The organism is Ferruginibacter sp., assembly GCF_031391665.1.
Lineage (GTDB): Bacteria > Bacteroidota > Bacteroidia > Chitinophagales > Chitinophagaceae > Ferruginibacter.
Genome location: NZ_JANMUN010000070.1, coordinates 21,637 through 34,962, shown reverse-complemented (window position 1 = coordinate 34,962; position 13,326 = coordinate 21,637). Strand labels below are relative to the sequence as shown.

Here is a 13,326-nt window from a genome sequence, read left to right as displayed (position 1 = left end):
TTAATTTTTGCGCTCAAATTGTTTGGGCAATTTATATAATTCTTCTGTTGGTAAATTTTTAAAATAATCGTATGTAATCTTTAATCCTTCTGCCCTTGCAACTTTAGGTTGCCAGCCTAATAATTCCCTTGCTTTTGTAATGTCTGGTTGTCTTTGTTTAGGGTCGTCGGTAGGTAATTCTTTATAAACAATTTTTTGCTTTGTGCCCGTGAGTTTAATAATTTCTTCTGCAAAATCTTTTAAAGAAATTTCATCCGGGTTGCCAATGTTTACCGGTTGTGCATATTCACTCATCAGTAATTTATAAATGCCTTCAACCAAATCATCTACGTAACAAAAACTTCTTGTCTGACTGCCATCGCCAAATACAGTTAAATCTTCGCCACGTAAAGCCTGGCCAATAAATGCAGGTAATGCCCTGCCATCATTTAACCTCATGCGTGGGCCATAGGTGTTAAATATTCTTATGATCCTTGTTTCTACATTATGAAAAGTATGGTAGGCCATGGTTATCGCTTCCTGAAAACGCTTAGCTTCGTCGTACACACCACGTGGTCCAACGGGATTTACATTGCCCCAATATTCTTCTGTTTGTGGATGTACTAACGGATCACCATAAACTTCGCTGGTACTGGCTACTAAAATTCTTGCATTTTTTGCTAATGCCAATCCTAAACAATTATGTGTACCTAAAGAACCAACTTTTAAAGTTTGAATAGGGATTTTCAAATAATCTATCGGGCTTGCAGGTGATGCAAAATGTAAAATATAATCCAGCTTGCCGGTTACATGAATAAATTTGGAAACATCATGATGATAAAATTCAAACTCTTTTAATTTAAAAAGATGTTCAATATTTTTAAGGTCGCCGGTAATTAAATTATCCATACCAATAACATGGCACCCTTCTTTAATAAATCTGTCGCAAAGATGGCTTCCTAAAAAACCTGCGGCGCCAGTAATTAAAATACGCTGCCCCCTCCCCCCCCTAAAGAGGGAACCTGACTCTGAAGTTTGTATTTCTTCTTCGTTACTCATAAACTATCTTTTTATAAAATCTTTACTAAATTTAGGGTGTTAAGCCCCTTTAGGGGTTTGGGGTAATACTGTTCTTCTTCCCACACTTACGTAATGAAATCCCATTTCTTCCATAAATTTCAAATCAAATAAATTTCTTCCGTCAAAAATTACTTTATTTTTTAAAAACGAAATTATTTTTTCAAAATCAGGGGTCCTGAATTCACTCCATTCTGTTGCAATAACTAAAACATCTGCATCTGCAAGTGCCTCGTATTGCCTTTCAGAAAAAGTTATGGTATTACCTAAAATTGCTTTCACATTACCCATAGCTTCAGGGTCATATGCATTTACTTCGGCACCTTCTTTTAAAAGTTCTTCAATAATGTACAGGGCCGGCGCTTCTCTTATGTCATCGGTGTTGGGTTTAAATGCCAAACCCCATAAGGCAATTTTTTTTCCTTTTAGATCATTATTAAAGTAAGCTTTTATTTTTGGCAGTAAATGCAGTTTTTGTTTTTCGTTTACATCCATTACCGCATTCAATATTTTAAAATCGTAATCAATTTCATTTGCCGATTGTACCAACGCCTGCACATCTTTGGGGAAACAACTGCCACCATAACCAATACCGGGAAATAAAAAACGTTTGCCAATTCTTTCATCGCTGCCAATACCTTTACGTACCATATCAACATCTGCACCCAACCGCTCACACAGTTGAGCAATCTCATTCATAAAAGTTATTTTAGTTGCCAAAAAAGAGTTAGCTGCATATTTAGTAAGCTCTGCACTTTTTTCATCCATAAAAATTATGGGGTTGCCCTGGCGTACAAATGGAGCATACAAATCAAGCAATATTTTTTTTGCTTTTTCACTTTCTGTACCAATAACCACACGGTCAGGTTTCATAAAATCATCCACCGCTACACCTTCTCTTAAAAATTCAGGGTTACTAACTATATCAAATTCAACAGTAGTGTTTTTGGCAATTGCTGCATGTACTTTAGCCGCAGTGCCAACCGGTACAGTGCTTTTATCAATAATAACTTTGTAGTCAGTAATTATTTTTCCTAAATCATCAGCTACACCTAAAATATATTTTAAATCGGCACTTCCATTTTCACCTGGCGGGGTGGGTAATGCTAAAAAAATTATTTGTGCATCTTTAACAGCATCTTTTAGCGATGTAGTAAAATGCAAACGGCCTTCTTTTTGATTGCGTAAAAATAATTTTTCTAATCCGGGCTCATAAATAGTTATTTGTCCGGCCGATAATTTATCAACTTTGGATTTATCTATATCAACACAAATTACATGGTTACCTGTTTCTGCAAAGCATGTGCCTGTAACTAAACCAACATATCCTGTACCTACAACTGCTATCTTCATATTTTATTTTGGGAGATTTTTAAATTATTTGTTTACAAACTCTAATACTTTACTTACTATAAAACTTTGCTGTTCTTCATCCAGCTCGGTATGTATGGGCAGGCTTATTACTCTTTCAGTAAGCCAGTCTGTTGTGGGTAAAATAAAATTACTGCCACCAAATGCATCAAACATTTTTTGGCGGTGTGCAGGTACCGGGTAATAAATCATTGAGGGTACACCGTTATCAGCAAGGTATTGGTGCAATGCATCTCTGTCAACGTCTTCTACCAATAAAGTGTATTGATGAAATACATGTTTATTATTTGCATCTCTAAACGGTACTGTTATCTTTTTATTATTTACAAAAGCATTGTCGTAAAAATCTGCTGCTTTTCTTCTGGCATCAATGTATTCATCTAAATGTTTCAGCTTAATATCTAATATTGCTGCCTGCAGGGTATCTAACCGGGAGTTGCAACCCACCACATCATGATAGTAGCGTTTGCTTTGTCCGTGTGAGGCTATCATTTTCAATTTTACAGCCAGCTCATCATTGTCCGTAAACATTGCACCACCATCACCATAAGCACCAAGGTTTTTGCTGGGATAAAAAGAAGTACACCCGATATGACCAATGCTGCCGGTTTTTTTTATAGTGCCGTCACTAAAAATATAATCATTACCAATTCCCTGGGCATTATCCTCAATTACAAATAAATTATGGGCATCGGCAATTTTCATTATCGCTTCCATATTGGCGGCATGACCGTACAAGTGCACGGGAACAATTGCTTTTGTTTTTGAAGTAATGGCTTTTTCAATGGCAGCAGGGTCAATACAAAATGTTTTAGCATCTACCTCAACAAAAATTGGTTTTATGTTTAGTAATGCGGCAACTTCTACAGTGGCAATGTAGGTAAAGGAAGGGGTAATAACCTCATCGCCGGGTTGCAAGCCTAACGCCATCATGGCAATTTGTAATGCATCGGTGCCATTTGCGCAGGGAATGCAGTGTTTGCTGCCATGGTATTTGGCAAGATTATCAGCAAAATCACTTACCACTTTTCCGCCAATAAAAACTGAGCTTTCTAAAACATTTATAACAGCAGCATCTACGGCCGTTTTTATTTTTTGATACTGTGTTTTAGTATCTACCATCTGTAAGGGCCTCATATTGCTTTTTTTAACGTGGGCAAAGATAGTATTCGGTAAGCAGTTGGCAAAGGGAAAAGGGAATTAGGAGTTGGTAATTTGAAACCTAGTCTGCCGACAGGCAGGTTTAGAAAACAATGTGCTGTAACTGTTCAAACAGCAGATAATTGAATTTTAAAATTGCTATCGTAATAATCTTTTTTGTATAGATTTGTTACAAAATAACTTTTGAGTCAAATCTTTTATAATCTTTTTCTTTTTTTGTATTCGGCAGGTATCCGCATTGCTGCTTTATGGAACCCTAAAGCCAAAAAATGGGTAGAGGGGAGAAGAAATATTTTCGCCACCATTAATTCTAAACTCCCCACCCAAAACTCTAAACTGGTTTGGATGCATTGCGCCAGCCTGGGTGAATTTGAACAGGGCAGGCCTTTACTGGAAGCATTAAAAAATAAAAATCCTGCACAAAAAATTGTACTCACTTTTTTTTCTCCCAGCGGATACGAAGTAATGAAGGATTATAAAGGCGCCGATTATATTTTTTATTTGCCCATGGATAATTTTTTTTCAGCAAAAAAATTCATTAATGCCATCAATCCATCATTAGTGTTGTGGGTAAAATACGAATACTGGTTTTATTATTTGCAGGAATTAAAACGGCGTAATATTCCGGTGCTGTTAGTGTCAGGTGTGTTTAGAAAAAGCCAGCCGTTTTTTAAATGGTATGGAGGCATATGGAAAAAGATGCTGCAAAATTTCGATCATCTTTTTGTGCAGAACGAAGCATCCAAACAATTACTGCAAACCATTGGTATTAATCAAAACGTTACTATAAGCGGTGATACCCGATTTGACAGGGTTATTGAAATTGCTAAACATCAATTAGATGATAATATTATAAAAGCATTTTGCCAAAATCAAAAACTAATTGTTGCCGGCAGTACATGGGAAGATGATGAAATTATTTTAGCAGCTTATGGCGACGAAACCAACCATGAACAAAAAATAATTATTGTACCGCATGAACTGGATAAAGCACATCTTGACATGGTAAAAAAAATGTTTAAAAAATCCGTTTGCTATACCGATGTTCAGAATAATCCTTCTTTAATAAATTCAATTAACAATTACAATACTTTAATAATTGACTCAGTTGGCATGCTCAGCCGCCTGTACAATTATGGCCACATTAATTATATTGGTGGCGGATTTACCAATGACGGTATCCATAATATTTTAGAAGCCGCAGTTTGGGGTAAGCCCATCATTATTGGGGAGAATTACGAAAAATATTTTGAAGCCGTTGATTTAATTGATTGCGCTGCTGCAGAAAGCATCAGCGACGTAAACGAATTAAAAGAAGTGATGGATAACTGGCTTACTGATGAAATTGCTTATAATCAAAGTGGTAAAGCCGCAAAAGAATATGTGTATGCAAAAGCTGGTGCAGCAAATAAAGTGATGGGATACATTTATGTAAACCGTCTCCTCACCAATTGAATAAATTGTTTTACCGTCTCGTTGCCATCGCTCCAGCCAATTTTAGTTTTTAATTCTCTTTGTATCCAGTATTCTGCCTCGGGCAAAATAGAAAAACTGTTGATCGTTTTTATACTGCGTTCGTACATATTCTCATCGCCGCGGAACAATTCGTTTATGTACAAAAAACGGTCGTTAATACCAATCGCTTTTTTTAAATCTCTTATCGGCACTTCGGTTAACGAATCGCCTAAATCAATTTTAGACTGTTTTAATTTATCGTTTAAAGAAGCATTATTGGCGCCGGCAATTTCATTTATCTCTTTTTGCAAAACAGGTTTTGGCGGTAAATAATGTGCCAGTGTAGGAATGTCCTGTTCTTCTTCTTCAAAAACTATTGATGGCTTATTATGCACACTAATTTTTTGTATCGCCTCCGCATTGCGTTTTATTTCTTCCAGTTCGGCCTCTATTGCAGCTTCATCCACCTGCAAAACTTCTACTGTTTTTTCTTCCTCTTTCTTTGCAGCAGTTGCAATTGTTTGAGGAATATCTACACTGATGCCACCATTATTTTCCGGTGCATCATTAGCCTGAGCATGTGTAAGCTCTGCCTGCAGCATTTGAACGGTTAACAATAATTGGCCAGCAGTTGCATTGGCTGCGAACTGTTCCTGTAATTTTTTTATGAGTGTGTCCACTCTTTGCATTTATAATTATACTTTTGATGCCCTGTTAGTAAAACGGCTAAAAATTTAGTGGCCTAAGTTACAAACACAATTTTAAAAAAATATATAAATGTTTATAGAACCAAATTTTGGTGGCGAAAGAAGGGGCTGGATTGAAGTGATTTGCGGCAGCATGTTCAGTGGTAAAACAGAGGAATTGATAAGAAGATTAAAGCGGGTAAAAATTGCCAATTTAAAAGTAGAGATTTTTAAACCCGCCATGGATGTACGTTACGACGCTGAAAAAATTGTAAGTCACGATACCAACACCATACTTTCCACACCGGTAGAAAGTTCTCAAACCATTTTATTGCTGGCGCAGGATGTAGATGTGGTGGGCATTGACGAAGCACAGTTTTTTGATGCTGAAATTGGCAATGTTTGCGAATTGCTGGCATTAAAAGGCATTCGTGTAATTGTTGCCGGCCTCGATATGGATTACACCGGCAAACCCTTTGGACAAATGCCCGGCCTTTTGGCCAAAGCCGATTATATCACCAAGCTCCACGCCATCTGCGTAAAGTGCGGCAATATTGCCAATATCAGCTACCGTAAATCTGCCGAAGGCCCACAGGTTTTATTGGGCGAAATGGATATTTACGAACCCCGTTGCAGGCATTGTGCACAGGAAAAATAAATGTATTTTTTTGTTACGGCCATTTGATTTTTATGGCATTCCCGTACGTACGGGATTGCCACGCTCGGTTCAAAGGCATACCATTGGTCATCTTTAATTATGTTTTATTATAGACCATATTAAGTTTTTTAAATAGAAGATGATCCACTTTCAAAATTCACACTCATAAAAATTATTTGTTGCAAATGCATTAAGTTTGTGTACTTACAAATGAAACTTCTAGTATCCGCCATTTTTATTTTTTTTAGTTTTTGCAGTGTAGCGCAGCAAACAAAAATTGACACTCTCCTCACCCTCAATGCCAATTATAAAAAAGATGATTCCATAAAAGTTATTTATCTCAATGATATTTTTAAAGAATACAGCAGGCTTAACAATTTGCCAAAGCTGAAAGAATTTTCTGGCAAAGCAATTGAAATTGCACAAAAATTACCCCAATCATATTCTTTAACCCGAACCTATTTTCGCCTCGGGCTTTGCTACCATGGCAAATCGATGTACCTGCAGGCAATTGACAGTTATAACAAGGGTATTGAAGTAGCAAATAAAAGAAAGGATAAAAATAGTGCTGCTGGTTTTTATTTAAACCTTAGTGCATTATATCAAGCCATACCCGATTATACAAAAGCGCTGGAAGCCAGTGATAGTGCCGTTAACCTTTATAACCAAATGGGAGATAAGGATCAGGTAAGCAGTTGTTATATGAACATAGGTTCAATTTACAATGATTTACAAAAACCCGTGCAGGCTGTTGCTTATATACAAAAAGCACTTGCTGTTTTTATAAAAGCAGATGAAGGAATTAACTATGGTGTAAGTTCCGCATACCAGGGCATTGCGAGCAGTTACAGCAAAGCTACCGATGCAGAATTAATTACACTTGGTGTTAAGCCGGCAGAAAAATACCAGCAAAGTCTTATACTTTTATTTAAAGCATTGCAAGTGGCAGAAACTGTCGGCGATGCCGCCTCTACACAAATTGCGCCACTGCATAACGATATAGGAAAAGCCTATGAAAAAATGGATAATGGAAAACTTGCTTTAGCCTATTATCAAAAGGCATTAATACGCTACAATCAAACTTCCGAAGATAAAAATAGTATTGCTGATATTCTTTTTTCGATGGGTAATTTTTATGCCGATAAAAAGAATTACGACAGCAGCTTATTTTATTTAAACAAGAGTTTACAAATTGGTAAAGAAAATAAGTTGCTGCTAATACAACAGCAGGCATTGGAAAAAATAAGCAATGTGTATGAAAAAACCGGAAAGTTTGAAAGTGCTATTATTTTTTACAAAGATTTTATCAAAGTAAAAGAAGAAATTATAAATGCCGAAAAAGAAAAGGAAATAACCCGTAAACAGTTGCAAATTGATTTTGCCATAAAAGAAAACGATTACAAATTAGTACAGCAGGTAAGCGATGGAAAATTAAAGCAGCAACAATTACAAATTAGTTTAGATAAAAAAGTAAAAATATTTTTAGCTGTTGCTATTGCACTGGCATTAATAATAGGGGGCTTAATTTATTATGACCGCCGTAAAACAATAAAATTAAATACTGTTATAAACCAACAAAAAGCCGAACTGGAAAAACTGGGAACTGTAAAAGATAAAATTTTTAGTGTAGTAAGTCATGATATGAGGGCACCGTTAAATTCACTCATATCTTTTATTAATATTTTAGAGGAAGGAAATATTGCACCGGAAAAATTAAATTTATATGCAAAAGATCTAAAGCAAAATCTTAGCTACACTTCTTCGCTAATGAATAATTTGCTTAACTGGGCAGCATCGCAAATGCAGGGCTTTAAACCTGTAAAAGAAAATTTTGATGTATGGGCAATGGTAACCGAAGTAACTAACACATTGCAGCATCACTGGCAGCAAAAAGAAGTAACTATAGAAAATAATATTCCTGCAAACACATTTATACATGCTGATATAAATATGACGGCTGCCATTTTGCGTAATCTTATAAGCAATGCTATAAAATATTCTTTTAAAGAAAGTACTGTAACTGTTATTGCCGAACAGTATGAAACCGGTTGGAATATATTGGTACAAGATGCAGGTACAGGAATGCAGCCCGATCAACTTGCAGCGTTCAACATCAACACTCAACACCAAACAGAAAGTAAAAGAGGTACAGCTAACGAAAAAGGCACAGGGCTTGGTTTATTATTGTGCAAAACATTTACCTTGCAAATGGGTGGTAAAATAACTGCTTATACAAAAGATAAAGGCACCACTTTTAAAGTTTGGTTGCCGGTAAATAAATAATTTATCTTGAAAAAACTTTTTTATTTATCACATCTAATAAGGTTGCTTTGTATGCAGCACCAACAGGAATAATTTCTCCACCGCTTAATTTTATTTCACCTTCGGAAGTAAGTGCGGTAATGTGTTTAAGGTTTATAATAAATTGTTTATGCACCCTCATAAATTGTTCGGCAGGTAATTGCTCCTCCATATTTTTAAGGCTTATCAATGTAATATGTTTTTTTTGCTGCAGCATTTGCAACCGGCTAAAGTTACCCATGCTTTCTATAAAAACTAAGTCGCCGGTATTTATTTTGGTGTAGCCGTTATCTTCTCTTATAAAAAAATGATTGCTGGTATTTACCGGTGCAACTGTGTTTTCGATACTGCTATTTACAGCACTTTTTTTAAGTTCAATATATTCAATGGCTTTATTGGTGGCTTTCATTAACCTGGCAAGGCTAACTGGTTTTACAATAAAATCTATTACATCAAGATTGTAACTTTCTGCTGCATGCTCGGCATAAGAACTTATGAAAATAAAAACAGGAGCGTTCTGCAGGGTTTGTATCAATTCTAACCCGGATAAATCAGGCATATCAATATCACTAAAAACAATATCAATTGCTGTGCTCTTTATTACTGTTGCGGCTTCTAATCCATCATTACATACGGCAACAATTTGCAGGTTGTCAATTTTGCCCACATACATTTCCACTGCATCCCGGTCTATTATATTATCATCGGCAATAAGGCACTTATAGGTTTTTTGCATAGTCAGTTCAAAATTAAGTGATTTAACTAAAGTGTAATTGCAACATTCATTCTTTTCCACCAAATCGGGCTGTTGCTCAACTTTTAAAACCAGTTCATCAACTAACGAATATTACGCTCACTAAGATTGGCATCTTTACCACATTAGTTAATAAAAATGGAATCGAAAAAATTTGTTCAGTAAAAATCCATATCGTAACAATTAAAACTATCTGTAAATAAATACTTATTTAAAAAGAGATCTTCCTCTTTAATATTTACTCAAAAATCCAAACTAAAAAAACACATGAAAAAGTTAATTACCTTTTTATTTCTCCTAACCACATTATTATCTACTGCACAAAGCTGGGTAAACACTGGCACTGCAGGCTTCTCTGCCGGGGGCAGTAATTTTACCTGCATTACAACCGATGGTACTACTCCTTATGTTTTCTTTTTAGACCAGGGAAATGGTTTTAAAGGATCTGTAATGAAATACAATGGCAGCAGTTGGGTATATGTAGGTACTCCAGGATTTACTGCTAACCAGGTTCCATACAATTACATTACAATGGATGGCAGCACACCTTATGTAGCTTACCGTGATGCAGGTAACAGTAACAAAGCAACGGTAATGAAATTTAATGGCACCAGTTGGGTAAGTGTAGGGCCAGTGGGTTTTACTGCAGGGCAGGCCGATGATATATGCTTAACCATAAACAACGGTACTCCATACATAGCATTTAGAGATTACAGTAATGCACAAAAAACAACTGTGATGAAATTTGATGGTACCAATTGGGTAGCAGTGGGTGCAGCAGGTTTATCAACCGCTGCAGCATACTACAACAGTTTGGTATTTGATGGCACTACGCCTTACATTGGTTATTATGATAATAGTTTAGCAGGAAGAGCAACTGTTAAAAAATTTGATGGTACTAGTTGGGTAACAGTTGGTGCAGCAGGCTTTTCGGCTGGTGGTGCCGGTTGGATTACTATGGCATTCAGTGCAAGTACTCTTTATATCGGATACCAGGATGCTGCAAATGGTAATAGAGCCTCAGTTAAAAAATTTGACGGTACCAATTGGGTAACCGTGGGTGCAATTGGTTTTAGTGCAGGCACATCTCAATATAATAAATTAGCTTTTATTGGTACAACGCCTTATGTGGTTTATGAGGATTTTGTTAATGGCCAAAAAGCAAACGCCATGAAATTTGATGGTACCAATTGGGTAAACGTTGGAGCTGCAGGTTTTTCTGCCGGCATTGCGGAATATACCGGCTTAGCAGTTATTGGCAGTACACCTTATGTAGTTTACAGAGATGCAGGCAATGGACAAAAAGTTACCGTCATGCAATTTAGTACAGCAGCCACCGGTATAAATTTTGATGGCCTTAACGATAAAATTACAGTGGCTTCACCAACAGCATTGCCAGTGGGTAACGCTACCTATACAATAGAATCGTGGATAAAACCTCAGGATCCTTCTACACCTCATGGCATTGCAGGCTGGGGCAATTATGGCAATTTTAATGAGGTAAATGCATTTAGAACAAGAACAACTGCCGAAGGTGTTGGGTTAGTAAATTACTGGTGGGGCAATGATTTATATGCTACCGCAGGATTTAATTTATTTGATGGAGCCTGGCATCATGTAGCGGTAACGTATGATGGTGTTAACCGTAAAATTTATGTAGATGGAATTGTAAGAGCACAGGATGTTCCATCATCCACTACTCATTCTGTGCCTGCCACAAATTTTGCAATAGGCAGTACAAATAATGGCGAGTATTTTAAAGGTGATATGGATGAAGTACGTATTTGGAGCAGGGCATTGGTGCAGAGTGAAATTCAAAATAATATGAGTTGCCAAATGAATCCGTTGGGCCAAACAGATCTGTCTATGCTTTATCATTTTAACCAGGGTTATGTTGGCGAAGCCAATACTGCAGTAACTACAGCAACAGATGCAAGTGGTAACAGCAACACTGGCACACTTACAAACTTTGCATTAACAGGCGCAACATCAAATTGGGCAATTGGTAATACTACGGGTAATTGTAACCTTGCTGCCGGCGGTTTAAATTTTGATGGTATAGATGATAATATTGGTTTTTCCACTACGCCGGTTTCCAACCTAAACAATTTTACTTTTGAAAGTTGGGTATATTCAACAAGTGATGCTGCTAATCAAACTATTTACTCAGAAGGTTATTCTTCATCGTTAAACCAAATGTTTGCATTATCAAAACTAGCTGGAACTAATACCGGGTTTGAGATTGTATTGCGTAATGCCGCCAGTGTTGGCTTGGTAATAGGTACTACTACAGGTTTTATTCCTTTAAATACCTGGACGCATGTGGCTTTTGAAAGAACTTCTGCTACCACAGCCAAACTATTTATTAATGGAGTAAATACAGATAATTTTGGTTTTAGCGATCCGGGAATAATATTAGTTGATGGAGCCAATTTAGGCGTTCGCAAAAGAAATACAACCAGTTTAGACGGTTATTTTTTAGGCACTATTGACGAAGTACGGATATGGAATAGAACATTATGCCAAAGTGAAATTCAAAATAATATGAGCGGCGCATTAAATACGGCTGTTCAAACAGGTTTAATTCGCTACTATAAACTAAACCAGGGTTTTTTAAATTCAAATAATGCAGGTATTACCACAGCTAAAGATAATAGCGGTAATAATTTTACCGGCACACTCAATAATATTTCATTAACTGGTGCTACTTCCAACTGGGCCGCAGGTAATGTAACAGGAACAAGTACTGTGTTTGCACCGGCAAGTTTAGCGGGCACCGCTGGCGGTGTACAGGTTTGTCAATCTGCAACAATACAAACCCCGGGTACAAATTATCTTGATGGCAGTTGTAATTTAATTGCTGCGGTTAATCCATCTGGCGCATCTCCATTAACGGGTACAGTAAATACTTGTGTAAAAATTGATGCATCAGTACAAACTTACAATGGCCAGCCTTATGTACAGCGCCATTATGATATTACACCGGCAACAAATCCATCAACGGCCACAGGAACGGTTACCCTGTATTTTACACAGGCAGAGTTTAATGCTTATAATGCGGTAAGAGGAACAAAGCCTGCATTGCCAACATCTGCTGCAGATGCAACAGGCATTGCTAAATTAATTATTACACAATTTCATGGTACGGGTACAGCACCGGGCAACTATTCCGGGGCAAGCGAAGTAATTAACCCGGTTGATGCCAATATTGTTTTCAACAGTACCTTAAGCAGGTGGCAGGTAACATTTGATGTTAACGGGTTTAGTGGTTTTTATGTGCATACCAACGGAATTAATGCACCATTGCCATTAACCCTGGCAAGCTTTTCCGGTAAAAGTAATGGTATTATTAAATTGCTGCAATGGGTTACATCAAACGAAGTAAACCTAAAAGAATTTGTTGTAGAAAGAGGTAATGATATCAGCAACTTTAAAAGTATTGGTACGGTAAATGCAAAAGGTTTTGTAAACAATACCTACGATTTTATTGATACGTACAATAATGAAGGTGTTGTTTATTACAGGCTAAAGCTGGTAGATAATGACGGTAAGTTTAGTTACAGTAACAGTATAAGCCTGCTTAATAAAGCGGATGGAACAGTAACTGTTTACCCTAACCCAATAAAAAATAAAGCTACCCTGCAAATAAATGACAGAAGCCTGATGAACACAGCAGCAAAAATTACAGATATTAATGGCAGAACAGTGCAAACATTTATTATTAAAAATAATGTTGAAGTTGTTGATATGAATAAGTTGCCTTCAGGTGTTTATTTGCTGCAAACAGCAAACGGCGGCAACAAAAAATTAATAAAAGAATAAGAAGATAGTAATCAAGTGGTAGTTGGCTAAAAAAAGCCGTTACAGTAAAATGTAACGGCTTT

Annotated in this window: 9 protein-coding genes; 4 read left to right on the top strand and 5 right to left on the bottom strand. The window is 36.7% G+C overall.

Going from position 1 to position 13,326, the window contains the following annotated elements; translation table 11 throughout:
- The 3 genes from ACY651_RS05475 to ACY651_RS05465 are packed head-to-tail and all read right to left on the bottom strand — an operon-like array spanning window position 1 to window position 3,564.
- The gene (locus tag ACY651_RS05475) at window positions 1-1,038 is read right to left on the bottom strand and encodes a UDP-glucuronic acid decarboxylase family protein (protein WP_462250519.1); all 1,038 of its coding nucleotides are present in this window, start codon (window positions 1,036-1,038) and stop codon (window positions 1-3) included.
- Between the two features lie 39 nt (window positions 1,039-1,077).
- The gene (locus tag ACY651_RS05470) at window positions 1,078-2,409 is read right to left on the bottom strand and encodes a UDP-glucose dehydrogenase family protein (RefSeq protein WP_462250517.1); all 1,332 of its coding nucleotides are present in this window, start codon (window positions 2,407-2,409) and stop codon (window positions 1,078-1,080) included.
- A 24-nt stretch (window positions 2,410-2,433) separates the two neighbouring features.
- Window positions 2,434-3,564: a DegT/DnrJ/EryC1/StrS family aminotransferase gene (locus ACY651_RS05465; protein ID WP_462250515.1), complete on the bottom strand. Its 1,131-nt coding sequence runs from the start codon at window positions 3,562-3,564 to the stop codon at window positions 2,434-2,436.
- Between the two features lie 207 nt (window positions 3,565-3,771).
- Here ACY651_RS05465 and ACY651_RS05460 point away from each other — a divergent pair, with 207 nt between their 5' ends.
- Complete coding sequence (locus ACY651_RS05460) at window positions 3,772-5,043, top strand: 3-deoxy-D-manno-octulosonic acid transferase (RefSeq protein WP_462250513.1); 1,272 nt, start codon at window positions 3,772-3,774, stop codon at window positions 5,041-5,043.
- On the opposite strand, the gene ACY651_RS05455 is transcribed toward ACY651_RS05460, so the two are convergent.
- Window positions 5,016-5,723: a hypothetical protein gene (locus tag ACY651_RS05455; protein WP_462250511.1), complete on the bottom strand. Its 708-nt coding sequence runs from the start codon at window positions 5,721-5,723 to the stop codon at window positions 5,016-5,018. The genes ACY651_RS05460 and ACY651_RS05455 overlap by 28 nt on opposite strands.
- 97 nt (window positions 5,724-5,820) lie before the next feature.
- Between ACY651_RS05455 and ACY651_RS05450 the strand changes: the two genes are divergently transcribed.
- On the top strand, window positions 5,821-6,387 hold the full coding sequence (locus tag ACY651_RS05450) for a thymidine kinase (protein ID WP_462222817.1): 567 nt from the start codon (window positions 5,821-5,823) through the stop codon (window positions 6,385-6,387).
- Window positions 6,388-6,597: 210 nt separating this feature from the next.
- Window positions 6,598-8,670, top strand: coding sequence for a tetratricopeptide repeat-containing sensor histidine kinase (locus tag ACY651_RS05445; protein WP_462250509.1), 2,073 nt, complete (start codon window positions 6,598-6,600; stop codon window positions 8,668-8,670).
- Between the two features lies 1 nt (window position 8,671).
- Here ACY651_RS05445 and ACY651_RS05440 read toward each other — a convergent pair whose 3' ends face one another.
- Window positions 8,672-9,424 carry a LytR/AlgR family response regulator transcription factor gene (locus tag ACY651_RS05440; protein WP_462250507.1) on the bottom strand — a complete coding sequence of 251 codons (753 nt, stop codon included), beginning with the start codon at window positions 9,422-9,424 and terminating at the stop codon, window positions 8,672-8,674.
- Between the two features lie 285 nt (window positions 9,425-9,709).
- Between ACY651_RS05440 and ACY651_RS05435 the strand changes: the two genes are divergently transcribed.
- A complete protein-coding gene (locus ACY651_RS05435) occupies window positions 9,710-13,264 on the top strand; it encodes a LamG-like jellyroll fold domain-containing protein (protein WP_462250505.1) in 3,555 nt (1,184 codons plus the stop codon).
- The last annotated feature ends 62 nt before the right edge of the window (window positions 13,265-13,326 follow it).